This is a genomic window from uncultured Bifidobacterium sp. (genome assembly GCF_945269915.1).
GTDB lineage: Bacteria > Actinomycetota > Actinomycetes > Actinomycetales > Bifidobacteriaceae > Bombiscardovia > Bombiscardovia indica.
Window position 1 is genome coordinate 14,127 of sequence record NZ_CALYOY010000021.1, and the last position, 24,851, is coordinate 38,977.

Annotated in this window: 19 protein-coding genes and 2 pseudogenes; 11 read left to right on the top strand and 10 right to left on the bottom strand. The window is 58.5% G+C overall.

Annotated features, from left to right (window positions below; translation table 11 throughout):
- Nucleotides 1-71: 71 nt before the first annotated feature.
- The gene (locus tag Q0K62_RS05170) at nucleotides 72-413 is read right to left on the bottom strand and encodes a hypothetical protein (protein ID WP_297316919.1); all 342 of its coding nucleotides are present in this window, start codon (nucleotides 411-413) and stop codon (nucleotides 72-74) included.
- A gap of 187 nt (nucleotides 414-600) precedes the next feature.
- On the opposite strand from Q0K62_RS05170, the gene trxB reads away from it, so the two are divergent.
- Nucleotides 601-1,542, top strand: a complete 942-nt coding sequence (gene trxB / locus Q0K62_RS05175) for a thioredoxin-disulfide reductase (RefSeq protein WP_297316920.1) — start codon at nucleotides 601-603, stop codon at nucleotides 1,540-1,542.
- A 157-nt stretch (nucleotides 1,543-1,699) separates the two neighbouring features.
- Here trxB and Q0K62_RS05180 read toward each other — a convergent pair whose 3' ends face one another.
- From Q0K62_RS05180 to rpmH, 8 genes and pseudogenes are all read right to left on the bottom strand, one after another.
- Nucleotides 1,700-3,373, bottom strand: coding sequence for a ParB/RepB/Spo0J family partition protein (locus tag Q0K62_RS05180; protein ID WP_297316921.1), 1,674 nt, complete (start codon nucleotides 3,371-3,373; stop codon nucleotides 1,700-1,702).
- A 5-nt stretch (nucleotides 3,374-3,378) separates the two neighbouring features.
- A complete protein-coding gene (locus Q0K62_RS05185) occupies nucleotides 3,379-4,344 on the bottom strand; it encodes a ParA family protein (RefSeq protein ID WP_297316935.1) in 966 nt (321 codons plus the stop codon).
- 1,938 nt (nucleotides 4,345-6,282) lie between these two features.
- The gene (locus tag Q0K62_RS05190) at nucleotides 6,283-7,143 is read right to left on the bottom strand and encodes a 16S rRNA (guanine(527)-N(7))-methyltransferase RsmG (RefSeq protein WP_297316922.1); all 861 of its coding nucleotides are present in this window, start codon (nucleotides 7,141-7,143) and stop codon (nucleotides 6,283-6,285) included.
- 280 nt (nucleotides 7,144-7,423) lie between these two features.
- Nucleotides 7,424-7,927: pseudogene (locus Q0K62_RS05195) on the bottom strand (R3H domain-containing nucleic acid-binding protein); the annotation flags it as partial.
- A 147-nt stretch (nucleotides 7,928-8,074) separates the two neighbouring features.
- Complete coding sequence (gene yidC, locus Q0K62_RS05200) at nucleotides 8,075-9,097, bottom strand: membrane protein insertase YidC (RefSeq protein WP_297316923.1); 1,023 nt, start codon at nucleotides 9,095-9,097, stop codon at nucleotides 8,075-8,077.
- Between the two features lie 2 nt (nucleotides 9,098-9,099).
- A complete protein-coding gene (yidD, locus tag Q0K62_RS05205) occupies nucleotides 9,100-9,411 on the bottom strand; it encodes a membrane protein insertion efficiency factor YidD (protein ID WP_297316924.1) in 312 nt (103 codons plus the stop codon).
- Nucleotides 9,408-9,872: a ribonuclease P protein component gene (rnpA, locus tag Q0K62_RS05210; RefSeq protein WP_297316925.1), complete on the bottom strand. Its 465-nt coding sequence runs from the start codon at nucleotides 9,870-9,872 to the stop codon at nucleotides 9,408-9,410. Before rnpA ends, yidD begins: the two co-directional genes overlap by 4 nt.
- A gap of 24 nt (nucleotides 9,873-9,896) precedes the next feature.
- On the bottom strand, nucleotides 9,897-10,031 hold the full coding sequence (rpmH, locus tag Q0K62_RS05215) for a 50S ribosomal protein L34 (RefSeq protein ID WP_033491033.1): 135 nt from the start codon (nucleotides 10,029-10,031) through the stop codon (nucleotides 9,897-9,899).
- 438 nt (nucleotides 10,032-10,469) lie between these two features.
- Between rpmH and dnaA the strand changes: the two genes are divergently transcribed.
- The 8 genes from dnaA to Q0K62_RS05255 all read left to right on the top strand — a co-directional run bounded on the left by dnaA (nucleotide 10,470) and on the right by Q0K62_RS05255 (nucleotide 22,613).
- Nucleotides 10,470-12,239, top strand: a complete 1,770-nt coding sequence (gene dnaA, locus Q0K62_RS05220) for a chromosomal replication initiator protein DnaA (RefSeq protein WP_297316926.1) — start codon at nucleotides 10,470-10,472, stop codon at nucleotides 12,237-12,239.
- A 409-nt stretch (nucleotides 12,240-12,648) separates the two neighbouring features.
- A complete protein-coding gene (gene dnaN / locus Q0K62_RS05225; protein WP_297316927.1) occupies nucleotides 12,649-13,773 on the top strand; it encodes a DNA polymerase III subunit beta in 1,125 nt (374 codons plus the stop codon).
- Between the two features lie 103 nt (nucleotides 13,774-13,876).
- Complete coding sequence (recF, locus tag Q0K62_RS05230) at nucleotides 13,877-15,097, top strand: DNA replication and repair protein RecF (protein ID WP_297316928.1); 1,221 nt, start codon at nucleotides 13,877-13,879, stop codon at nucleotides 15,095-15,097.
- Nucleotides 15,094-15,591, top strand: a complete 498-nt coding sequence (locus Q0K62_RS05235) for a DciA family protein (protein WP_297316929.1) — start codon at nucleotides 15,094-15,096, stop codon at nucleotides 15,589-15,591. The genes recF and Q0K62_RS05235 overlap by 4 nt, the downstream gene beginning before the upstream one ends.
- 212 nt (nucleotides 15,592-15,803) lie before the next feature.
- Nucleotides 15,804-17,897 carry a DNA topoisomerase (ATP-hydrolyzing) subunit B gene (gene gyrB / locus Q0K62_RS05240; RefSeq protein WP_297316930.1) on the top strand — a complete coding sequence of 698 codons (2,094 nt, stop codon included), beginning with the start codon at nucleotides 15,804-15,806 and terminating at the stop codon, nucleotides 17,895-17,897.
- Nucleotides 17,898-18,030: 133 nt separating this feature from the next.
- Nucleotides 18,031-20,694, top strand: coding sequence for a DNA gyrase subunit A (gyrA, locus tag Q0K62_RS05245; protein ID WP_297316936.1), 2,664 nt, complete (start codon nucleotides 18,031-18,033; stop codon nucleotides 20,692-20,694).
- Nucleotides 20,695-20,819: 125 nt separating this feature from the next.
- On the top strand, nucleotides 20,820-21,419 hold the full coding sequence (locus Q0K62_RS05250) for a DUF3566 domain-containing protein (RefSeq protein WP_297316931.1): 600 nt from the start codon (nucleotides 20,820-20,822) through the stop codon (nucleotides 21,417-21,419).
- An 87-nt stretch (nucleotides 21,420-21,506) separates the two neighbouring features.
- Nucleotides 21,507-22,613 (top strand): VanZ family protein, encoded by a 1,107-nt coding sequence (locus tag Q0K62_RS05255; protein WP_297316932.1) that lies wholly within the window; start codon nucleotides 21,507-21,509, stop codon nucleotides 22,611-22,613.
- Nucleotides 22,614-22,744: 131 nt separating this feature from the next.
- Here the strand turns inward: Q0K62_RS05255 and Q0K62_RS05260 are convergent, their stop codons facing one another.
- Nucleotides 22,745-23,689, bottom strand: coding sequence for a DMT family transporter (locus tag Q0K62_RS05260; protein ID WP_297316933.1), 945 nt, complete (start codon nucleotides 23,687-23,689; stop codon nucleotides 22,745-22,747).
- A 200-nt stretch (nucleotides 23,690-23,889) separates the two neighbouring features.
- Here Q0K62_RS05260 and Q0K62_RS05265 point away from each other — a divergent pair, with 200 nt between their 5' ends.
- Both Q0K62_RS05265 and Q0K62_RS05270 read left to right on the top strand, forming a co-directional pair.
- Nucleotides 23,890-24,606, top strand: coding sequence for a LytTR family DNA-binding domain-containing protein (locus Q0K62_RS05265; protein WP_297316934.1), 717 nt, complete (start codon nucleotides 23,890-23,892; stop codon nucleotides 24,604-24,606).
- Nucleotides 24,603-24,851: pseudogene (locus Q0K62_RS05270) on the top strand (ATP-binding protein); the annotation flags it as partial. The gene Q0K62_RS05265 and the pseudogene Q0K62_RS05270, both read left to right, overlap by 4 nt.

Genomic DNA, 24,851 nt, shown 5'->3' on the forward strand with positions numbered 1-24,851 from the left:
TCGGCTTACCGGCTTGTCATTACGCCATCAGGCCGGTAACCAGGTCCGATGCCCTTGAACGGCTCTTCTGCTTATTGGAACCTGACTCTTTCATCTCCGGACGGCTTGTTCCGCCTCAGGTCCTTCTCTGCCGTCGACCGACTCGTTCGAGACACATCTTCCGTCATCGTCGGTCCTGGGTCGGTCCTGAACTCATCCCCACCTTCAGTCGACTTGTCCGCCTGGCCGGTCTTGTCATCGTCAGGAGACATCCAGAATCGCCAGCTGTGCCAGCCATCATCGACCTTGTCCTCGTCATCATGGTCCTGTGGTGGATGCTCACGCATGAGCCGCTGTATCCTGGCCAGGAGCCAGAAGAGCACAATCAGGGTACCAAGATTGGTGATGATGGCCACGATGATGGTTTTCTCCATACCACAACCATATCCCCCATCCTGGCTTGGATTGTTCCAGCACGGTGCGGATTGACCCTCGGGGGCGAGGGAGGGTCAGCCTCACCTGGTTGAGGCTGACCCTCCCAAAAATCGACCCTGGAATGGGGGGAATGCTGTTACGCCCTCCGCTTGCCGACCGGTCAGGCTTCACAGATAGAGTGTCATCATGACTCTCACCGTTCATGATGCGATCGTTATCGGATCCGGACCCGCCGGCTACACGGCGGCAATCTACCTTGGCAGGGCAGGATATGCCCCCCTGGTCATCGCCGGTGCCCTGACACCAGGCGGACAGCTCATGAACACCACCGAGGTGGAGAACTATCCTGGTTTCCCCAAGGGAATTCTGGGCCCGGACCTGATGGAACAGATGCGTGACCAGGCCGAGCACTTCGGAGCCCAAATCGAGTATGACGATGTCACCTCGGTCGATTTCTCCGGTAAGATCAAGCGTGTCACCACCGATGGCGGGCAGGAATACCTGGCCAAGGCCGTGGTGGTCACCACCGGTTCCCAGTATCGCAAGTTGAATGTTCCGGGAGAACGCGAGTTCTCTGGCCGGGGCGTCTCCTACTGTGCCACATGCGACGGTTTCTTCTTCAAGGACAAACCCATCGTGGTCATCGGCGGGGGTGACTCAGCCATGGGTGATGCAGACTTTCTGACCCGCTTCGGCTCTTCCGTCCGGCTCATCCACCGCAGGCAGGGCTTCCGCGCCTCGAAGATCATGGTCGATAGGGCCAAGGCCAATGAAAAGATTGACTTTGTCCTCGATTCTGTCGTCACCAAGGTCAACGGTGATGAGAACGGAGTCACCTCGATCGGTATACGCAACACCACCACCGGTCAGGAGACCACACTCCCCGCCAATGGTGTCTTCGTGGCCATCGGGTTCATTCCCGAAACCGGTTTCCTGCAAGGACAGGTCGACCTGGATGACGATGGCTACATCCTGGTTCAGGGAGCCTCCACCAAGACTTCCACCCCCGGAATCTTCGCCGCCGGAGACGCAACAGACAAGGTATATCGCCAAGCCATCTCCGCGGCAGGTATGGGATGCCGTGCAGCCTTGGACGCTCAGGAGTATCTCAACACCTTGGAAGGCTGACAAGGCTCCACAGCCGTCTTCCTGCAATACCGCGGGCCTTGTGACCGTGCACCGGTCAAGGCGCCCGGTATTGTGTACCGCCCCGCCTGCCGTCTAGACCGTCATTGCAGGCATGGCGACAGAAAGCCGTGGGTAGATGATGGGTCCTTCTGTCCTGTCAGACCCAACCGTCGGTCTGATCAGGTGGGTTGGAACCGTCCTGTTTGCCATTGAGCAGCATGGCAAGAATACGATCCATGTCTTCGGGCGAGGAGAAGACGATTTCAATCCTTCCGTGCTTCTTCGTGCCCTTGATGGCAACCTTGGTATCGAACCTGCTCTCCAGATTCTGGCGAACCGGGCTATCAGTCCAGATATCAGGCCGCGATTTCCTGGTTTTCGGTTTCGTCTGACCTGTTTTCAGTGCCACCAACTCCTCGGTGGAGCGCACGGACAAACCCTCGGCGATGATCTTGTTGGCCACCGCATTCATATCCTCTTCCGTGGGCAGGGTCAGAAGAGCCCGGGCATGTCCGGCCGACAGGACACCGGAACTTACTTTCTTCTGGACGCTCGGGGGCAGCTTCAAGAGGCGTAGGGTGTTGGTTATCTGGGGCCTCGACTTGGAAACGGACTTTGAAAGCCCATCCTGGGTCAAGCCGAATTCATCAATCATCTGTTGATATGCCGCGGCTTCTTCCAGAGGATTCAGGGCAACCCGATGAAGGTTCTCCAACAAGGCGTCTCGCAGCATGGTGTCGTCCGATGTGGTTTTGACAATGGCTGGAATGCTGGTGAGACCGGCCAGCTGAGTGGCCCTCCATCGTCGCTCCCCCATGATGATCTCATAGGCGGCAAGGCGGTCTCCCGATCCTCCGCCCTTCCCGGCAACTGGTTTTTCCTGCGTAGGTTGAGCAACTGTCTTGGCTGTCTTCCTGACGACGATGGGCTGAAGGACACCAACTTCTTTGATGGAGCGGGACAATTCCAGCAGTTCATCTTCATCAAAGATATGCCTTGGCTGCTGGGCGTTAGGACGGATTTCATCGGTCTGCAGCTCCACCAGGTATCCACCTTGAACAGGCTTCAGCTCATTGCCATCCGCCGCATCGCCCTGGGGTGCCTCGACGGGTTCCGCGGTCTTCTTTTCTGCAGATGCGGATGACACATCCGGTAAGTTCTTCTGACTTCCGCTTCTCGTCTTGTCTTCTGCTGAAGATGTTGCCTCCCGATATGTTTCACGTGAAACATCGGTAACGGTTGGGCCGAAGAAGAGGTCACTCGGATGTTTCAGGCTGTCCAAATTCGGCATCCTTGGAGTGTTCCTTCCCTTGGTCGACACCGATGTTTCACGTGAAACCTTCCCCGGCTTCGCCCCTCTGCCTGCTGTTGCCTTGGCGGATGTTGAAGTTGCGGAGCCAGCGGTGGAGTTCTTCTTTGTTGCGTTCTTACTGGATTCCTTCGTGCCTGCCGTGCTCTGCGGGGCGGTTGTATCGGCTTTCGCGCCGTCGTTGGGCACCCCGTCTGCGTTGCCTCGAGCTGCAGCGGATGTACGAGTGGTTGTCCTGACTCCAGCTTTCACTTTTGCGGCGGTCTTGGAGTCCGAGCCTGCAGTGGCCGCCCCGCCCTTCTTGGACTTGGACTGTGCGCCTGAAGAAGGTTTCGCTTCCGTTTTTGCGGACTGGGCTGCCACTTGCTCTCGTGTACCGGGCCGTGACGATAAGGTATCAGTCTTATTGTCCTGCTGAACCGTAGCATCGTCAGAAGTCTTGGCCTGCTTCGTCGGCCCCTCACCTGGGAGAGCAGGGAATAAAGCCCCTAGGCCCTTACCTAAACGTGACCGGCTTGCCATGCTTTTCACTCCCCTTGCTTCCTGTTAGCGATATGTTTCAACACCCACTTTGATCTCTGTGCAATCTCCAAAGCCGCTTCTTCATATGAAATTGCTCCCGCTCCCCTGGGATCATAAGTGATGACACTCTGCTGGAAGCTTGGGGCTTCAGATATCTTCACCGACCGGGGAATGGTGGTATTCAGCACTATCTCGGGATAATGCTCTCGGACCTGATCAAAGACTTCCTTGCTGAGTAAGGTCCTCTTGTCATACATGGTCAGGAGCATAGTCGAAATAACCAAGTACGGATTATATGATTGCTGAACCAGCCCGATGGTATGCAGAAGTTGCTGCAGTCCCTCCAAGGCGTAGTACTCGGCTTGCACAGGGATCAGAACCTCGTTCACCGAGCACATGGCATTCAGAACCAGCAGGCCCAGACTGGGAGGACAATCGACCAATATATAGTCGTAGTGCTTCTTACTTCCCCTCAAAAAGTCGGTCAGAGCCTTTTTCAGGAGCTGGTTGCGCTCAGGCATATCTGCTACTTCAAGTTCAGCACCGCTCAAATCGATTGAAGAAGGAACGACTTCTAGGGTTTCGAAGCCCGGGGATGCAACCTTGACCTCTTCAATGCCGTGACGACCCTCGAGCACATCGTAGGTTGACTGTATTCCCGTCTCATGAGGAACCCCGAGCGCGGTTGAGGCATTCCCCTGGGGGTCCATGTCGATGACCAAAACTTGAGAACCGAACTCAGCAAAAGCACTTGCCAGATTGACGGTAGTGGTGGTCTTCCCCACCCCACCCTTCTGGTTGGCCACTGCAATAAACCTGGTCTGCTCAGGCTGCGGGAAAGTGGCCTTTTGTAGAGCCTGATACCTGGCAGTCAGGTCAGCCATCTCAGCCCCGGCCGAGGAACCGGATGCATCCGAAAAAATCCTGTTGAGGATTTCTGAGGCTGTCTCGACACCCCCGGCCCCGATCACACTGCGATGACCGGCACCCGGGGTTCCCTGAGAACCAGAATCCACCTTGTTCGATACAGACACTAACCGTTCCTCCTTATAGCTGTCACAATTTTCCCGTCTCACATGGACATGTGGAAACCCACAATTGTGCACAGTCATTGTGCATAACTGTGGATAAGTGTGGAGAGCCTTTCCACCCTCTCCCGACTCACAACTTCCAACCCTGTAAGTAAATTCGTTGGAATGTATTGCATCCTCTGTTCAAAGAGTACTCCAACCAAGAACCAAATGTTCGATTGTGGATAAGTTCTGAGCGACGCTAAGATTGTGCATAACTTACAATTAGCCACCTCAATGAACCGCTCAAGACCGATCCCTCCCCGTACGCTCTCTTGTCCACTCACACTGAATTTCATGTACCTCTTACTTCCGGCGTATTCAAGTTGCTGCCCGATTGCCTTGCTGGGATCGAACTCCTTCAAGCCGAACCTTGAATCAACAGATTGGTTTCACGTGAAACATTGATTATGTCATTACTATCCACGATCACCATCGCATTCATTCCATTCGATTCATCAAGGGGTAAATAGACGATTCGATATTTACCTTGGCGGTACTTCCGGTCACTGAATGATTAACGTATCAATCGACAGTTATGACACTCGTACATAGTAAGCTGCGGTAATATATCCAAATCATTGCATCACTTCTTCTTTTTCTCCCCAACATCCGAGCAGGCACCATACCCTGGTCTGATATACCAACGGCGCAGCTGTAACCATTGAAGCAAACTCCTCAATTCACTTCCAGTAAACATAACGATCCAAACAGCATTTCCGTGTGGTTTCAGATCTTCAGTCTGTGAACAACATTCAGAGCAATTATTGTCATTCGAAGTTTCACGTGAAACATCAGAACCGTCTAGTTGAACATAACAGCCCTGAGGTAAGGGTTACGGACGCTTGGCCTTTCACTGAACTTGAAGACCACTATATGCTCCGGATCCGGACCGATATATAGGAACAAACATGTTGACTCCACAGGAAAATCATACTTGCTTGAGTTTCAGCTGAAACTCACTGACACACTGCGAGGTGAGATACTTCCAATTGAATCACTGTGGGTAAGCTAGACAGTTATGCTGCGAACAGCGGCACTACTTACGCTTCGGTTACCTCGAATCCATCCTATCTGCGGTTAACAATTCGTTTCACGTGAAACATCTGCTGAATGAGATCACTCCATGACCTTTAACGGCCACATTGCCGGTAAACCAGTGTATTCGGAAGAGCCAGTTAACCAGACATCCACCACTGCCGAAACAATCCTGCCTAGCCGAGGTATTGAGGAAAAGGGCCAGTGATGTTTCACGTGAAACATCGGACATTCCCAACTTTCGATAGTCAAGATTTGGATTCTCAATCGAGATGACGCTTCTTGCTCTAGTCACTGGTAAGCAACAGAAACAAACAGTCAACACAGTTTCTCATCACCAAGGCTTCAAGTGATCACATGTTTCACGTGAAACACTGTTTACAGAATCACTAGCACTAATGGGACACAACGACAGGAAAGATGTGGACACTTCAACTCCGTTATCTACTACCGGGACGGGAAAGGTAACCTCGAGAATTTCATCCAAAGCAGCATTGAGTTATCTTGGGGTATCTCAGAAAATAGTCTTCAAACAATGAACCGTCTTCCATAGGAATCGGCTAAGGAATGATGTACAACACCAACTCCAGTAATCCGACAAGAAACACATGAGCGGGGCAGCAAAACAAAAACGAGCTATTCTTGGTACTAATCGTAAACCTCCATCTCTGTATTACCGAAACCGAGACACAGGCACCAGTTTGATTATAGTATACTTGCCACGCTCCTGCCGGAGCATAGGTGAACTCTGGTGGCGACAGAAAACGAATTACATCAGTGTAGTTTATTGAAGGATTACCCTCAGGCCTTATCCACCAGCACCACATGTGTACCCTCAAGGCCTGGACCTACAGCAGCATCGCAGACGCGAGGATTGCAACCGTGATTCTTCTTGATCTCCTTGGACGCCTTATCGATTTCGGCCTGGGCGGATCTGCCCTTCAGGGCTATCAACCGACCACCGGGATGCAACAGGGGAAGGGTCCAGCCTGAGAGTTTGGTCATGGGAGCAACGGCCCTGCATGTCACCATGTCATAGGGTCGCAACGTATATTCGCCATGATTATCATCATTGGCATCCACTCCACGTGGATCAATTCCAGCTACTCTCTGATCTGCACTCACGGAATCAGAACCGGCCAGCCTACCATGATGACGCCGACGTTCCATTGCACGACGCCCGCCGCCTCTGTTCGGTTTGGTCCTCTTCTCAGGACGAGGCAGGACCTCTTCAGCCCGCTTGCGAAGAACGATAGCGTTCTTCAGCTCCATCTCCTCGATGACTTCGTGGAGCCAGACAACCCTGCGTTCCATGGGTTCAACCAGACTCACCTGACACTCCGGCATGCAGGCAGCCAGTACAACTCCCGGGAATCCGCCGCCGGATCCGATGTCGGCAATCCTCGGACCCAGACCATCGTTCATGGCGTCCTTGACAAAAGGCACGATCGCCGCGGAATTCAGGATATGCCGCTCCCAGATAATCCCCTGGTCCCTGGGCCCGATGATTCCACGCTCGATGCCCTCGCGGGTGAGCTTGTCATGAAAGACCTGCAAGGGCTCAAGAGCATCGCCCAGAACCTGCCCCAGAAGGGAATTCCCCTCCAATGCATCGACCTGGGACGGTTCCATACGGTGGCCACTACCTTCTTCATCAGTCATGCATGATTCCCAACCTCATAGACCCGAATATGGAAACGGAACAAACCCTACCGGTATTGCTATAGAAGCCCAAGCAAACCCGGGGGCCGGTCGTTTCACGCACCACCGGCCCCTGAATCAGAAAGAGTCACTCCTCATCAGCGGAATCCACGTCGATGTCATCAGCTGGATCCGAGTCCTCAACGACCTCATCCTCCACGTCGTGCTTGCGAACGTGGTGACGATGATGGGTGTCAACTTGTTGCGCCTGGTCAATCGAATCATAGACCTGTACATCATCGTCCTGATGACTGGAGGACTTGAGATAGACGGAAACGTACCGGTGGGGTTCCTCCCCATGAGACCGGGACTTGAGTCCCTCCTCGCGGACCATGTCATGGACAATCTTGCGCTCGAAGGAGTTCATGGGCGGCATATCGACCTGCTCGCCGGTCTCCCGCACCTCGTCAATCGCGTCCAGGGCCTTTTCACGCAGCAGTTCCCGCTTGCGCTGGAGGAATCCATCCACATCAACAATCAGGTGCGACCGTTCCCCCATCTTCTGCTGCACAGCCAGCCGGGTAAGCTGCTGAAGGGCATCCACGACTTCGCCGTCATGCCCGATCAGGTGCTTGATATCGGCATCATCATCGGCCACGATCTGCACCGTGGGGCGATGATTGCGCACACCCATTTCAATATCGCCTTCATAATCGACGATATCCAAAAGACCTTCCAAGTAGTCAGCGGCAATATCCGCTTCCTCATTGAGCTGATCTATCGTCTTTTCCTGTTCCTGAGACATCCATGCTCTCCTTACACGCGTTTACATTCGCCCGTGACTGGTCCGTCCACACTATTCAATCGCCTCAGAACGAGTGTCCACTATCGAGGATACACGGTTGGGACAACCGCGGAACATCATCAATCCGATGAAATCGATATTCCGGGATCAGCGTCCTTTACGCTTACGACTCGGCTGGCTGCGCTGGTGGGATACACCCTTGTTCCTCCTCGCCTCCTCTTCGGCCTGCTTGGCCTCCATCAGTTCCTCCTCCTCCAGGGAGGGCAGTCCCTGATGGCTGCGGCGGGCGTTCTCACGGCGGTGATCACGCTCCTGCTTCTCTTCGGCCGCAGGCGACCCGGGGGTCGGCATATGCCTCACCTGGAACAGTGTTCGCCCGAGGTTCCAGAGGTTGTTGGTCAGCCAGTAGATCAACACGGCGAAGGGGAAGTAGATGCCGGAGAAGATGTACATGACGGGAAAGATGAAGGCCATCATCTGCTGCATCCGGTACTGCTGGCCCTGCATGGCCGAACGCGGCATGTTCTTCCGGACGTTGTGGAACTGGGAATAGAACATGGCGAGGCACATCAGAATGATGAAGACCACGATGACGATCCTGCCGGCACCCTGGGCCGACATGAAGTTGTCGGAGATTTTCAGACCGAAAAAGGTGGTTTCCTCGAACTCCGTGGCCACTGCGACATTGAAGGCACCGAGTGGATCCCGCTTCCCCCTGGCTATGAAGGGAACGGCCGAAAGCACGTAGAACATGGTCATGAAGACCGGGCCCTGGACCAACATGGGCAGACAGGATCCCGCCGGGTTGACGTGGTTGTCCTGGTAGAGCTTCATGGTCTCGCGACTCATGGCTTCGCGACTGGCCTGGTCCTTCTTGTTCTTGTACTTGTTCTGGATTTTCATCAGCTTGGGCTGGAGGGCCTGCATGCGTTGCATGGACCTGAGCTGCCTGATGAAGAGAGGGAGGACGCAGATGTTGACCACAACCACCAGGAGGACCACCGACAGGGCCCAGGCCAGACCAGGCCCCTCGGGTAGACCGAGCAGGGTCAGAAGCTTGTGGCAGTAGGCCATGATGTAGGTCATCAGCCACTCGACGGGGCGCAGGATCTTATAGAAGAAGCCATATATGCCCGTATCGAAGGTGAAGGTTTCGTTGTTCTGGAACATTGTCAGGCCGTCTCCTTGTCCGAGACCATTGGCGTCAGTCGTGGTTCTTCATGGGCCTTGGACCATGAGAATCGATAGAAGGGTGAAAACCGCTGCGGCACATCATCGATGCCCCCGCTATTGAAAGGGGTGCACCGCAAAAGGCGCACAAGGGCCAGGAGGGACCCCCTCAGAGCGCCAAAACGCCGAATTGCCGTCAGGGCGTACTGGGAGCAGGTGGGGTAATACAGACAACGAGGCGGCGACAGGGGCGACACATGTCGCTGATACCAACGGATGGCGGCCGTGAACATACCGGTCAGGGGAGATGTCATGCTGCACCCGCCTCTCCGGATTCAGCCTCAGGTTCTTCGTGCCCTCCCGGATTACCGGATACCACGCTTCCGGTATGGACCCTCCTGGCCAGATCACGGAAAAGGCGGTCCATCTGCTGGTCCAGATCATGGAAGGGGGCCTCGGCCGCTCCGGGCTTGGCACGGATGACCAGGTCACAGCAGGGTGGGAGGAGATCCTCCTTGGCACGGGCCAGTTGACGGAATCTGCGCTTCACCTTGTTTCGTGTGACGGCCTTGCCTACACTTTTGGATACAGCCAGCCCCATGCGACGGCGGTCCTGCGCCAGGTCGTCGCATTCCGCCTGATCGCCCGGGGCAAAAGGTGAGAGAGCCGCCACGGAATCAGGTACCAGGTAATGGATGACCAGATCATGACTGCTGACTCGCCTACGCCGTCTGAGCACCGTGGTGAAGTCGCGGTGGCTTTTCAGCCGTTCCACCTTCTGCGGGAGGTCAAGTCCGACTCAGGCAGAGAGGGACTTGCGACCCTTGGCCCGACGGCGGTTGATCAGCGCACGGCCGGAACGGGTCCGCATACGGGCGCGGAATCCGTGCTTCATGTGACGACGACGGTTGTTGGGTTGGAATGTCCTCTTCATGATTAATCGCTCCTGGTTGTAGTCATACTCGAGTACGGCTCGTCATGAGTCAAGCTATACCACGGTACACATCAGGCGGGACCGAGTCAAAACGCAACGGCTCCGAATTCGCCACATTGCCTCTTCCGTCTCGTGACTGGCCGAGCCGAATCCACAACCTGGTCGAGAAAGACAAATCCGAGAAGACATTCCCTGACCGCCAGATCACGGAGTCGATGGTTTCCGGATTGCCATAAAGCCCATGATTACAGGAGGGAAGACACCGGACTTATCCACAAATTACATCACTGTTATTCACATTCGACCGTAAAACAACACGCTACCCTGTGGATAACCTGACTGAGTCGGTGTAACAATAGTCTACTGTCTGTTGGTAGGAATGCTGCCTTATATACGCAGCGCACCGGGGACGGTCTGTATCACCGAGAGGAGTTGGAGATGGCGCAGGATCCGCTGGATGCCACATCCCAGGCCAAGAGAATCTGGGACGCGGTCCTGCAGGTACTCCGTTACAGCAATTCCCTCACCTCGCGCGACAAGGGCTGGTTGGAGGACATCACCCCCGAGGCCGTTTTCGGCACCACCATCGTGCTTCGTGTCTCCTCCAGGGAAACCCAGGAAGCCGTTCAGGGTCCGCTGAGCCAACCCCTTTTCAATGCTCTTCAACTGGTCACCAACCAGGAGATGTTCCCGGCCATCAAGATCGTCTACCCCCAGCAGGCCAATGCCGACCAGGGCGAAGGCGCCCAGGCGGGGACTGCGGGCAGTGGGGAATTCAGACAGATCCCCACCACCCAAGCCGGCCCCGTCAATGAACCGGATCCCTATCCTTCCTACCAACCCTCCCGGCCGACCCATTCAGGCCAGGGCAAGCAACAGACCCCTGTCGGCTGGCAACAGGGTCAGGATGGATCAGGGTTCCAGGCGGGCTCCAACCTGGGCCCCAGTCAAAAGACCCCCATCATTTCGAGCGATGACTTCCACCAGGGCACCTACGTGCCCATGACCCTTGACATGCAGGCTGAGCTGGCTGAACAATCCTCCGTGGTCCCGGGAGGCCGGCACGAGGGCGAATACCATGGCGAAACCGCCGTGCCGCAGAAACACCAACCCTTCTCGGTCCCCCAGTTCCCGATGGGCCAGAACAAGGTGGAACGGGATCCGGAGACCCACCTCAACAAGAACGCCACCTTCGATACCTTCGTTCCCGGTGATTCCAACCGGTTCGCCCGTACCGTGGCCCTGGCCGTAGCAGAGGGCTCGGGGCAGAACTTCAACCCGCTCTGTATTTATGGCAGCTCGGGTCTGGGCAAGACCCACCTCCTCAACGCCATCGGCAACTACGCCCTGGTCAAGGATCCATCGCTGCGGGTGCGGTATGTGAATTCCGAGGAGTTCACCAACGAGTTCATCGACGCCCTGCAGAATTCGACCCAGGGCAACGGACAGATTGCTGAATTCAACCGACGTTACCGGGAGGTGGATGTCCTCCTGATCGACGACATCCAGTTCCTGGGGGGCAAGGAAGCCACCCTGGACCAGTTCTTCCACACCTTCAACGCCCTGCACGATGCCAACAAGCGTATCGTCATAGCCTCCGACGTGCCGCCCAAGAACCTCAAGGGATTCGAGCAGAGGCTGATTTCACGGTTCGATTCCGGTCTGACCGTCGACGTCCAGCCACCGGACAGGGAGACCCGCGTGGCCATCCTGCGGATGATGGCCTCGATGAACGGGGTCAGCATCCCCAATGAGGTCCTGGATCTGATAGCAGAGCGCTTCACTGAGAACATCAGGGAACTGGAGGGGGCCCTGACCAGGGTCACCGCCGTGGCCAGCCTGAACAACCAGCCGGTCACCTCGGCCCTGGCCGAGCAGACCCTGCAGGACTTCTTCTCGACCGACGTGGAAATCAAACCCACCGACATCATCACCCAGGTGGCCAAGTACTTCCACCTGACCTTTGATGACATCGTGGGGCGCACCAGGACCAAGAACATCGCACTGGCCCGCCAGATCGCCATGTATCTGGCCCGTGAGATGACCAGCATGTCCCTGGTCGATATCGGTGAGGTTTTCGGAGGCAGGGACCACACCACCGTCATGCATGCCTATACCCGCATATCCAACGAGATGCAGGAGAAGCGGGAAATATACAACTACGTCATGGAGTTGACGGTCAGGCTGAAACAGCCTGCCAATGCCTGACGACACGCTGACACATTGGGGATGGAAGAAAAAAGTTTTCCACCCACTTATCCCCAGATGTGGGTAATCCTTGGGAATAACCCACCATTCTGGCGTGGAAAACTGGTGGACTTTCCGTGAATAAGCACCAGAAAAATGTGAATAACTTTAGATTTTCTGACGCTTGTGGACAAGTCGGTTTGTTGTGCACACTTGCTGACCAACTTATCCACTTTTGTCGACGGGGAACTATCCACCTACTTGCAAGGAAAATAAAACTTATCCACACAATCCACCGGTCTTACTACTACGAACCCATGAATATTTATCCAGTTCACCATCATCTCAATCAGTTCCGGCGAACAGCCCATACCGGAAGCACCACGATTCGATAGAATGAACCCAGATCATTCATCGACAAGAAGGCCCTATGAAAGTTGAAGTCAACTCAGCCGCGCTGTCAGACGCCATCGCCTGGACAACCCGCATCATCCCATCACGCCCGGCATCACCTATTCTGGCCGGCATCAAGCTCGAAGCATCCGACGGAACCTTGAAGCTGTCGGCCTTCGACTACGAGGTCTCGGCCCGTAACCACATCGAAGCCGGTGTCGACGAACCCGGCACCGCACTGGTGCTGGGCAAGCTCCTGGCCGACATCACCAAGTCGCTCCCCTCGGAGAAGACCTACCTTTCCACCGAGGGCTCAAAGATGACCATCACCTCGGGGAAATCGACCTTCTCCCTGCAACTGATGCCCGATACGGAATACCCTGACCTTCCCGCGGTTCCTGAAGCCATGGGCCAAGTCGATGCCGGGACCTTCGTCCAGTCGATCTCCCAGGCCATCGTCGCCGTCTCCCGCGAGGAAAGCCGACCGGTTCTGACCAGCGTCAAGACCGAAATCGAAGGCGACAAGGTGGTCATGACCGCAACGGACCGTTTCCGTCTTTCCCGTTCCAGCTTCACCTGGACCCCCAGGGACGCCGACTTCTCCACCTCCATGCTGATTCGTGGTTCCCTCCTGCGCGACATCGCTCGCTCCCTGGACGAGCACCAGAACGTGGTCATGGATTACGAGCAGGACAATCCCACCATCATGGGCGTCGAGAACGCCGGCAAGGTATCGACCTCCCAGCTGATCGACGGGGAGTTCCCCGCCGTGGACCGTCTCTTTGCCGATGAGTACCCCATCCAGGCGGTCGTCTCCCGCCAGGAGCTGATCGACGCCATCAAGCGTGTGGCCCTGGTCACCGAGCGCAATGCCCCGATTCGAATGCTCTTCTCCCGCCAGGAGCTGACCCTGAGCGCAGGGACCGCCGACGAGGCCCAGGCCCATGAAATCCTCCCGATCGACCTGGACGGTGAGGAGATCACCGTGGCTTTCAACCCCAGCTACCTGATCGATGGCCTCAGTGCCATCACCGAACCTTTCATCCGGGTCAAGATGACCTCGGCCGTCAAGGCTGTGGAGTTCAACGGTCAGCAGGAGAAGGATTCCGAAGAGTCCATGGACTACCGCTACCTCCTGGTTCCCATGCGGTTCAACAACTGATTCACCGTCAGGCCACCCATTACCTGTTCGTCAACGGCCCCGCCTTCACGGCATCCGGAGTCGGAGGGGGATAGGTGGCCTCCCTATTCGAGGAAAGCGACCCGTGTACATATCCCGCCTGGTCCTGGACCACTACCGTTCCTGGGACACCTGTCTTCTGGATCTGGAACCGGGCGTAACCATCATCAAGGGCAGGAACGGACTGGGCAAGACCAACCTGGTCGAGGCCATCGAGGTCCTGTCGACCGGGACCAGTCACCGTGTATCCTCCTCGCTGCCCCTGGTGGAACGAGGGCGGTCCAAGGCCACGGTCAGGGCACGGATCCAGGGTGGTGAGGATCCGACCGACTACGAGCTGACCATCACCGCCAAGGGTGCCAAGCGGGGCCGAATCAACGGCGGCCCCTCCCTCTATATGCGCGATATGGTGGGGAAGGTGCCCTGTGTGACCTTCTCACCCGATGATCAACGCATGGTTTCAGGTGAGCCCTTGGTGCGCAGGTCCTTCCTGGACGAGGCCGGAGCCCTGCTGGACCCGGACTATTTCAGGAGCCGCCAGAACTTCGCCCACATCGCCCAGCAACGCTCCGCCCTGCTCAAGCAGTTGCTCAAACAAGGTGATCGGGGGACCGACCAGCGCAATGCGGTCCTGTCGGGGTTGGAGATATGGACCGGCCAGTTCATCCAGGCAGGTCTGGACCTGACCAGGCGACGGATGAGCCTGGTGGCTGCGCTTGCAGGTCCTTTCGAGACCCTGTATTCCGATCTGGCCGGGCCTGGGCAGGAGGCCAACCTGGACTATGTCCCCTCTCTGGATGAGATCAGGGACCAGGATGGATCCGAAAGCGCGGTTGAAGAGGCCATCAGCGAGCACTTCCAACGCATCTACCCGGGTGAGGTGGCTCGTGGCACCAACCTGATAGGCCCCCAACGCGATGACCTGGTCTTCGGACTGAACGGAATGCAGGCCCGTGAATTCGCCTCCAACGGGGAGATGTGGACCCTGGCCCTGGCCCTGAGGCTCGCTCTATTCGAGGTGATTGTCCAGACCAAGCAGGTCAGGCCGATTGTGGTGCTTGATGATGTTTTCGCCCAGCTTGATGAGGGCCGCAGGAGCCAGATCCTCGCTTTTGCGGGTGACCAGGACCAGGTTCTGATCACCGTGGCGGCCGACGGTGACATTCCCTCGCTGGATGAGGCCCGCCTGGTGGATGTGGAATCGCTGAAGGCCGATGCCTTCGAGCGGGATCAGGACGAGGAAATCAGCAGGGCACTGGCCGATCTGACCCGTGCCCGGTCCGGTCAGGACGGTGACCGGACATGAGGAGGCCCATCGTCGAAAGTCTGCATCTGGACCAACGTCTCCTGCCCGCCAAGGTGTTCGAGGAATATACCCGGCAGGCGGCCAAGCAGGAGGAACTGCGGGAGAAATCACGCCTGGCCTGGTTCGACTTCGGCAAACCGGGCAGGGACCCCAACCGTCTGGGTGGGGTGATCTCCTCCATGGCCGCCGGCAGCGGATGGGTGCCCCACATGAAGGTGGCCAGCCTGCAGAACCGTTGGGATACGGTGGTGGGGCCGGGCATAGCAGCCCATTCACGGGTGGTGTCCTACAGGGATGGTGTCCTGATAGTCCAGGCGCAGACCACGGTCTGGGCCACCCAGCTGACCTACCTTGTTCCCCAGCTCCAGGAGGCCATTGCCAAGCGCCTGCAGATGCCGGTGACCGAGGTCAAGGTGACCGGTCCCCATAATTACTCCTTCAGACGAGGCCGTTTCGATCCCCCCGGACGGGGTGTGCGCGACACCTATGGATGATCTCCATGGTGGATCCGAATCAGGCAAGCTGCGTCCTGCGCTTTCTGAGAGCCTAAAGTCCCATAACGCTGGTAATCTATAGGACAGACGGTCAAACGCTTCCAAGGCCCCTTTATGGACGATTTGGAACGTAATGACCATGGCAAAGTCCTTCGTGCGGCCGTGTGCGAATCCGATTATCGGGGTGGTGCGAAGGTGCAGAAAGGAATACCGTGGCAGATCTCAATACTGATCCGTCTGAAGATTCACCTGAACGGGAGGAGGGGCTGGAGTCCCAGGAGCGGCTGGACGATGCCCAGCTGGATGATTCCCTGTCCCCCGAGCACTATGACGCCAGTGATCTGAAGGTCTTGGAGGGGCTGGAGGCCGTGCGCATCCGTCCCGGCATGTACATCGGTTCCACAGGTCCGCGCGGCCTGCACCATCTGGTCTACGAGATCGTTGACAACTCGGTTGATGAAGCCCTGGCCGGGTATGCGGACCATATTGAAGTGACCATCCTGCCCGACAATGGCATCCGTGTGGATGACAACGGCCGCGGCATCCCTGTGGATGACGTTCCCGGTGAGGGCAAGAGCGGCGTCGAGGTGGTCATGACCAAGCTCCACGCGGGCGGCAAGTTCGGTGGCGGTGGGTATGCGGTCTCCGGTGGTCTGCACGGCGTGGGCATCTCCGTGGTCAACGCCCTCTCCACCCGCATCGACGTACAGGTGCGCCGCCAGGGGTATCACTGGCACCAGAGCTTCCGCGACCAGACCCCCACCGCCCCCCTTTCCAAGGACGAGGCCATGGGGCCGGACGAGCATACCGGCACCTCGGTCACCTTCTGGGCCGATCCGGAGATCTTCGAGACCACCGAGTACGACTTTGAGACTTTGCGCAGTCGTTTCCAGCAGATGGCCTTCCTCAACAAGGGCCTGCGCATCACCCTGACCGACCTGCGCCCCAACGAGGGAGCCGGCGACGAGGTGGCGGGCGAGGACGATGCCACTGCTGAGAAGGGTCAGACCGTCAGCTACCAGTACGCCAACGGCATCAAGGATTACGTCGACTACCTGGTCAAGGTCCGCAAGGCCACCCCGGTGGAGGAGGACGTGATCGACTTCGAGGCCGAGGACCTGAACCTGGGTATTTCGGCCGAGATCGCCATGCAGTGGACCACCTCCTACTCCGAGTCGGTCCACACCTTCGCCAACACGATCTCGACCACCGAGGGCGGCACCCACGAGGAGGGCTTCCGTGCGGCCCTGACCACCATGGTCAACCGGTATGCCCGCGAGAAGAACATCCTCAAGGAGAAGGACGACAACCTCTCCGGTGATGATGTACGCGAGGGCCTGACGGCCGTCATCTCGGTCAAGCTGACCAACCCCCAGTTCGAGGGCCAGACCAAGACCAAGCTGGGCAACTCGGAGGCCAAGACCTTCGTGCAGCGGGTCATGACCGAGCGTCTGACCGACTGGTTCGACGCCCATCCCTCCGAGGCCAGGAACATCATCCAGAAGGCCATCGAGGCCTCGCATGCCCGCATCGCCGCCAAGAAGGCCCGTGAGAACACCCGGCGCAAGTCCATCTTCGAGACGGCCGGCATGCCCGACAAGCTCAAGGACTGCCAGTCCAGCAACCCCGAGGAGTGCGAGCTCTTCATCGTGGAGGGCGATTCCGCAGGTGGTTCGGCCATCCAGGGGCGTAATCCCATGACCCAGGCCATCCTCCCCCTGAGGGGAAAGATCCTCAACACGGAACGGGCCAGCCTGGACCGCATGATGAAGTCCGATACGATCGAATCCCTGATCACGGCCGTCGGCGGCGGTTACGGCGAGGACTTCGACATCAACAAGGTGCGCTACCACAAGGTCATCATCATGGCCGACGCCGATGTTGACGGCGCCCACATCGCCACCCTGAACCTGACCCTCTTCTTCCGCTACATGCGGCCCATGATCGAGGCCGGCTACGTCTACGTGGCCATGCCCCCGCTCTACAGGCTCAAGTGGACCAAGGGCCCCCACAGCTTCGTGTACACGGATGCCGAGCGCGACAGGGTCCTGGCCGAGGGCAAGGCCTCCGGCCGTCAGCTGCCCAAGGGCGAAGGCATCCAGCGGTACAAGGGTCTGGGTGAGATGAGCTACCAGGAACTCTGGGAGACCACCATGGACCCGGAACACCGCATCCTCAAGAAGATCCACATCGAGGACGCCGAGCAGGCCGATGAGACCTTCACCATGCTCATGGGCGACGAGGTCGAACCCCGCCGTCTCTTCATCCAGCGCAACGCCCATGACGCACGGTTCATCGACGCCTGAGCAGGATGCCTCCTCTGTTCACCATTTGAGTTAAGGATCGATTTTGGCAGACGATAAGAACAACGACAATACCGCGGACCAGGATGGCATCAACCTGCCCGATGGGTCGCGTGAGCCGCTCAGCCCCCAGGAGATGGACAACACCGATTACGGTCTCCTCCAGGGTGAGCGGATCCAGCCCATTGACCTCCAGCAGGAGATGAGGGAGTCCTACCTCTCCTACGCCCTCTCCGTGATTGTGGAGCGCGCGCTCCCTGACGTCCGTGATGGCATGAAGCCCGTCCACAGGAGGGTCATCTACGCCATGTACGACGGCGGCTACCGGCCCGACAGGGGGTACAACAAGTGCTCCCGCGTCGTGGGTGACGTGATGGGCAAGTACCACCCCCACGGTGATGCGGCCATCTACGACACGATTGTGCGTCTGGCCCAGTCCTGGTCCATGCGTTACCCCCTGATCGATGGGCAGGGCAACTTCGGCTCCCCCGGTGACGACCCCGCAGCCGCCATGAGGTACACCGAGTGCCGTATGGCCCCCCTGGCCATGGAGATGGTCCGCGACATCGACAAGGACACCGTCGATTTCATCCCCAATTATGACGGGAAGACCCAGGAACCCACTGTCCTGCCCTCCCGCTTCCCCAACCTCCTGGTCAACGGTTCGGCCGGCATCGCAGTGGGTATGGCCACCAACATTCCACCGCACAACCTGCGCGAGGTGGCCCAGGGTGTCCACTGGGCCCTGAACCACCCCGACGCCTCGAAGGAGGAGCTCCTCAACGCTCTGATCGGCATCATCAAGGGGCCCGACTTCCCCACCGGTGCCACCATCCTGGGGCACAGGGGCATCGAGCAGGCCTACCGGACGGGTCGTGGCCTGATCACCATGCGGGCCGTGGTCAACACCGAGGAGATCAAGGGCCGCATGTGCCTGGTGGTCACCGAGCTCCCCTACCAGGTCAACCCCGACCGGCTGGCATCCTCCATCCGTGAGGCCGTGCGCGATGGCAAGATCCAGGGCATCGCCGACATGCGTGATGAGACCTCCGGCCGTACCGGCCAGCGTCTGGTCCTGGTCCTCAAGCGGGATGCCGTGCCCAAGGTGGTTCTGAACAACCTCTACAAGCACACCCAGCTTCAGCAGACCTTCGGTGCCAATATGCTGGCCCTGGTCGATGGGGTTCCGCGCACCCTGAGCCTGGATGCCTTCATCCGGCATTGGGTGGCCCACCAGCTGGATGTGGTGGAACGTCGTACCCGCTACCTCAAGCGCGAGGCCGAGGAACGCGACCACATCCTCCAGGGGTATCTGAAGGCCCTGGATATGATAGACGAGGTCATCGCCCTGATTCGTTCCTCCAAGGATGTCGAAACGGCCCGGACCGGGTTGATGGACCTCCTGGATGTGGACGAGGTCCAGGCCGATGCCATCCTGGCCATGCAGCTGCGCCGTCTGGCTGCCCTGGAACGCCAGAAGATCCTGGACGAGCATGAGGAACTCATGCGCAGAATCAAGGATTACAACGACATTCTGGCCCATCCGGACCGTCAGCGTTCCATCGTGGGCGACGAGCTGGACGAGATCGTCGACAAGTACGGCGATGAGCGCCGCACCCGGATCGTCCCCTATTCGGGCGAGATGAACGTCGAGGATCTGATCGCCGACGAGAACGTCGTGGTTACGGTCACCCACTCCGGTTTCGTCAAGCGGACCAAGGCCGACGAGTACCGGGCACAGCACCGCGGCGGCAAGGGTATCCGCGGTACCAAGCTGCGCGAGGATGACGTGGTGGACCACTTCTTCCTGACCAGCACCCACAGCTGGCTTCTCTTCTTCACCAACATGGGCAGGGTCTACCGGATCAAGGCCTATGAGCTCCCGGAGGGGTCCCGCGATTCCAAGGGCCAGCATGTGGCCAACCTTCTTCAGCTGAGACCGGGTGAGAAGATCGAACAGGTCCTCTCCCTGCATGGGTATGATGATGCCGAATACCTGGTCCTGGCAACCCGGACAGGCAAGGTCAAAAAGACCCATCTGGCCGAGTACGACTCTCCCCGTCAGGGTGGCCTGATCGCCGTCCGTCTGATGGAACTCGGGACGACCGGGGGCGACGGGGAAGACCAGGACGGTGTGCTGACCGATGAACTGGTTGGTGCCGCACTCTGCAATGCGAAGGATGACATCATCCTGGTCTCCCGCAAGGGCATGAGCGTCAAGTTCCCCGCCGATGACGAGACCCTGCGCCCCATGGGCAGGCAGACCACCGGCGTCCAGGGGATGAAGTTCCGCGAAGGCGACGAGCTGCTCAGCATGGACGTGGTCACCGAGGAATCCGACGAGGATCTTCTGGTGGTCACCGACGAGGGCTTCGCCAAGCGCACGGCCCTGAGCGAGTACCGCCTACAGGGACGCAACGGATACGGGGTCAAGGCCATCGCCATGGTCGAGGGTCGCGGATCCCTGGTGGGTGCCCTGGTGGTGGATGAGGATGACCAGATCATGGCCATCATGAAGTCCGGCAAGGTCATCCGCTCCGATGTCTCCGAGGTCAAGCGGACGGGGCGCAACACCCAGGGGGTCACCCTGGCCAAGCCCGACAAGGGTGATGAGATTCTCTCCATTGCCCGGAACGCCGAAAAGGACCAGGACGATCAGGATGGTGCCGACGCCTCCACCGAGCAGGGTGATGATGTGGCCTCGGCCGCTCCCCTGGCCGCCCATGACCAGCCCATCGCCACCACCGGCACCGGTGAATCCACCCTTGCCGACGGTGGATCCGAGGATGGCGGGCAGTGACCGTCGACTGTGATGGGCGGTGAGGAGCCGCCCATCCGGTTGTATGGTCCGTCTACAAAGGTTGGTAGTCTCAGTACAGATATCCAGGTCCCGGCTGGTGGGCCCGCAACAATCAAGGAGTGCCGATGAGCCAGAACGATGAGAAGAAGGCCAGGGCTGAACTGTCTCGGGCGAGTGGGGCCCAGCCCGACAAGTCAGCTGCCAATCCCAGGGTGAGTGGCAGTACGGAAGCGACCTCCAACATGGCCAAGGAGTCTGCTCAACCGGCTTCTGTGCGTCCTGTCCGTACCGCAGTTTCGGATTCCGCGGCGGCTCCGGCCCGTCCTGCGGCTCCGGCGACACCCTCCAGGCCCCAGGTTCCCAGGGCCCGGCGCATGCAGCTCTCCCTGACCCGTTTGGAGCCCTGGTCGGTGGCCAAGGTCACCTTCCTCCTGGCCATAGCCGGGGGCATCATCCAGGTGGTGGCGGCAACCCTGCTCTGGTTACTCCTGAACGCCATCGGACTCTTCGACAACCTGACCCAGGTCATATCGAAAACCGGTCTGGATGCCGGCGGATTCGACCTCGGCCAGGTGTTGAGCCTGAGTACGGTTCTCAGTTCGGTCACCATCTTCTCCATCTTCGAGATCGTCCTGGTCGTGGTCCTGGTTACGATCTTCGCCTTCCTCTACAACATGGTCTCTTCCCTGGTGGGGGGTATTCATGTGACGCTGGGCGACGACTGACATATCGTCCTGCTCTGCCGACCGCCGTCGGTGTCTCATTCCCGCGAATGAACCCGCCGATGGCGGTCTTGCCATAAGCTGGGGGATGTGCTTTCTACATATTTGGGTTACTTCAGCGGGTCCTTCGGTATATCCCTGGTCTTCTGGCCTTTTACATCCCTCCTGCTGACACTGCCGATTCTTGCCCTGATCTACAACCGGTATCATCGTCTCCAGCTGGTTTCGGCACTGTCGGCCTACCTGGTCATCCTCTACCTCCTGGCCCTGGTCTTCTTCACACTCTGGCCGATGCCCGATGACCGTGCGGCCTTCTGCGCCACCCACCACCTGAGTCCTCAGCTCGACCCTCTGCGGTTCCTGGCCGATCTGAGCACCGGTGGGCGCACAGCCCTCTTCCAGATACTGCTGAACGTGGTCTTCTTCCTCCCTTTGGGTTTCATCATGGGCAGGGTCTGCAGGTGGAAGCTGCGCGTGGCCCTTCCCGTCGGATTCCTGGTCTCCCTCTTCATCGAAACGGCCCAGGGCACCGGTGCCTTCGGCCTGGTGGGGTGCGCCTACCGTCTCTTTGATGTGGATGACCTGATATGGAACACCTCCGGTGCCTTGATCGGTTACCTGGTGGCCCTGGTGGTCAACCGTCTCCTGCCCGCCAAACGGACCGAGGCGGCGGAACTGGTCACCAGGCCAGGCTTCCTGCACCGCTGCGTGGCCCTTGCCGTGGATCTGGTGCTCTGTTACATCATCTCCATGTCCCTGGGGCTGGGGCTGACCTATGTCGTGCACCGTCTGGCCACCTACCATCTGGACGGGAGCTACCGACTGGGTCCCCTGGCAGTGGACCCGGGTCACCTGAACACCATGGTGATCATCCTGGATCTGATGCTGCTGCTGGTCTTCGAGCTGGTGATTCCCGTGTTCAGGAGGGGCAGGACCCTGGGGGCCACCTTTACCCATATGACCGTGGAGACCAAGGTCCGCAATGGGTGGTCGCGGCTGGTCTTCTATGTGCTGCGCACCCTGGTCATCCTGGCCGTATTCGGTCCCTGGACCGGGACCATGCGTCAATACACCCTCCTGCTGGCACTGATCCTGGTCATCTTCTACCTCATCAAGCGGCAGATGCCCTACGATTTGCTGCCGGGCGAGGACTGGCCACATGAGTCGACCCAAACCGTGAGCCGAACGGTGGAGTAGGTTCCGCACAAGGGGGCGGCGCCGTCGGAGAGGCAGGTTTCTGAATGGCCGGATTCACCGGGCGGAGGGTAATGACCGATTGGGTGCATACGGTCGCAAGATCATATGGCCCCTGGGGAACCGTGCAGGCATCAGGGCCGTCCGGATTGCCCGGATCGTTGCGGATGCCTCCGAATCCGGACCTCGGAAATCAGGATGGCTGCGAAGATGACGGCAAAGCCGACCAGGTGGCTGCCCGTCAGCTCCTCGTGCATGACCAGGACAGACACCAGCATGCCGAAGAGGCTCTCCGAACACAGGATGAGCGACCCCTGTGCCGCCGGTACCTGTGAGAAGGCGATGTTCTGGAAGTTCTGGGCGATGAGCGTGGAGGCCAGGGTCAGGTAGACCATGGACCAGAGGGTCTTGGGAGGGAAGTTCGCAGGCCCCGGCAGGGGGTCGAATATGAATGCACATCCCAGGAAGAGGATGGCCGCGATGAAGAGCTCCAGATAGGTCAGTATGGGGGCGTCGAACTCCTTGGTCAGGAAGCCGGTCACAACCAGGTTGACTCCGTAAAGGAGCGCACCACCCAAGGTAAGCAGGTCACCGGTGCTCAGTGAAACCCCCATTCCGCCCGCTTCCCCATGGACCGGCAGCGATATCAGGGCCACACCGACGATGCAGACGGCGGCGGCGATGAAACTGCGCAGGGCCGGCTTCCGCCTGGTCATGATCCAGACCAGGAAGGGCACGAAAACACAGTAGGTGGCGGTCAGGAAGGAGTTGCGTCCGGGGGCGATCATGGTCAGCCCCATCATCTGCAGACTGAAGGCCGCCCAATAGGTCACGCCCAGAATCGACCCGGGAACCAGCATGTTCACCAGGTTGACCCGTCGAAGACGGGGCAGGAGGAAGGGCGTCATGACGACCAGGGCACACAGGAGCCTGATCCCCATCAGCCAGCGCAGGGAAAGGGTCTCCAGAACCACCTTCTCGAAGGTATACCCAGCCCCCCAGGCGGCCGCTGCGAAGAGCAGCATGATCCGGGCCAGCCAGGTCGACGGTTTCCAGGAGGAGGATTCAACGGTTTGCACACATAAATTCTAATATGTCCCTCCCCTCACCGCCCCGGGAGCGAGTGCCTCCCGCGATGTCGACGATCAAAGCCGCCGGCCTTGTGCACAAGACCCGAACCCATGTCCCGCAAGGCCTGGATGTGGGATAATACAAGGGAATGGAATTCTGGCGTATTCAGTACCGGGAGCAGTCGAACATTCGGGAATGAGGATGGCTCATGGAGACGATTCGAATCGCTGTAGTGGACGACGATTCAATCAGCTGCCAGCGCATGGTGGATTACCTCCAGAGATATGAGCAGGAGAAGAAGGAGCGATTCACTGTCTCCGTCTTTGAGAAGGGCAAGGAATTCGCCGACAACTACTCCCCCATCTACGACATCATCCTGCTGGACATACAGATGAAGCCCATGGACGGGGTCGAAGTCGCCCGTTGCGTGCGCGCGCGGGACGATTCGGTCGTCATAGTGTTCATCACCTCGGCACCGCAGTACGCCATCAACGGGTATGAGGTGGGTGCACTTTCCTACCTGCTCAAGCCGCTCCCCTGGTTCGCCTTCTCGCAGGAACTCGAACGATCGATAGCCCAGGTGCGGGGCAGGGTGGAACGGTCCATCCTGGTCAATGAGGGGACGAAAGCGAGACGCGTACCCCTCAACGACATTGTGTTCGTGGAGTCGGTCAGGCACAGCAGCGTCATGCACACCCTCTCGGACAGGTTGACCGTCACGGCCACCCTGAAGGGCCTCGAGGCACAGCTGGCCGACCATGATTTCTTCCGGTCCAACTCCTGCTACCTGGTCAACCTGGCCCATGTGGTGGGTATGGAATCCCAGGATTGCATCATGTCGACCGGGGAACGGCTCCGGGTCAGCAGGCCGCGGAAGAAGGCCTTCATGACGGCCCTTACCGACTACGTGGGTGGCAGGCCATGACGACCCATATCCTCAACGCACTGCCCGATATCCCCCGGCTCTACACGGCCATCAGCGAGTGGCTGGGCTGTCTGGTCTACCTGATGGCCACCAACCGACGGGTGCCCGTTCGGCGCACCGTGCTCATCCTGGTCATCGGGCTGGGGGTCCTAATCGGGGTCCAGTACTGGGCCGGGTCCCTCCGCATCACTTTCTGGGTCTTCAGCATGTGCCTGGCCGTGGCCTGCATGTATGCCATCATCATG

Bases quoted from the DNA above. Each gene is read 5' to 3' on its own strand.
- yidC (WP_297316923.1), bottom strand. From the start codon at position 9,097: ATGTTCCAGAACAACGAAACCTTCACCTTCGATACGGGCATATATGGC.
- dnaA (WP_297316926.1), top strand. From the start codon at position 10,470: ATGGCGCAGGATCCGCTGGATGCCACATCCCAGGCCAAGAGAATCTGG.
- rpmH (WP_033491033.1), bottom strand. From the start codon at position 10,031: ATGAAGAGGACATTCCAACCCAACAACCGTCGTCGTCACATGAAGCAC.
- Q0K62_RS05180 (WP_297316921.1), bottom strand. From the start codon at position 3,373: ATGGCAAGCCGGTCACGTTTAGGTAAGGGCCTAGGGGCTTTATTCCCT.
- gyrA (WP_297316936.1), top strand. From the start codon at position 18,031: ATGGACAACACCGATTACGGTCTCCTCCAGGGTGAGCGGATCCAGCCC.
- Q0K62_RS05250 (WP_297316931.1), top strand. From the start codon at position 20,820: ATGAGCCAGAACGATGAGAAGAAGGCCAGGGCTGAACTGTCTCGGGCG.
- Q0K62_RS05190 (WP_297316922.1), bottom strand. From the start codon at position 7,143: ATGACTGATGAAGAAGGTAGTGGCCACCGTATGGAACCGTCCCAGGTC.
- Q0K62_RS05170 (WP_297316919.1), bottom strand. From the start codon at position 413: ATGGAGAAAACCATCATCGTGGCCATCATCACCAATCTTGGTACCCTG.
- Q0K62_RS05265 (WP_297316934.1), top strand. From the start codon at position 23,890: ATGGAGACGATTCGAATCGCTGTAGTGGACGACGATTCAATCAGCTGC.
- yidD (WP_297316924.1), bottom strand. From the start codon at position 9,411: ATGACATCTCCCCTGACCGGTATGTTCACGGCCGCCATCCGTTGGTAT.
- Q0K62_RS05235 (WP_297316929.1), top strand. From the start codon at position 15,094: ATGAGGAGGCCCATCGTCGAAAGTCTGCATCTGGACCAACGTCTCCTG.
- trxB (WP_297316920.1), top strand. From the start codon at position 601: ATGACTCTCACCGTTCATGATGCGATCGTTATCGGATCCGGACCCGCC.
- dnaN (WP_297316927.1), top strand. From the start codon at position 12,649: ATGAAAGTTGAAGTCAACTCAGCCGCGCTGTCAGACGCCATCGCCTGG.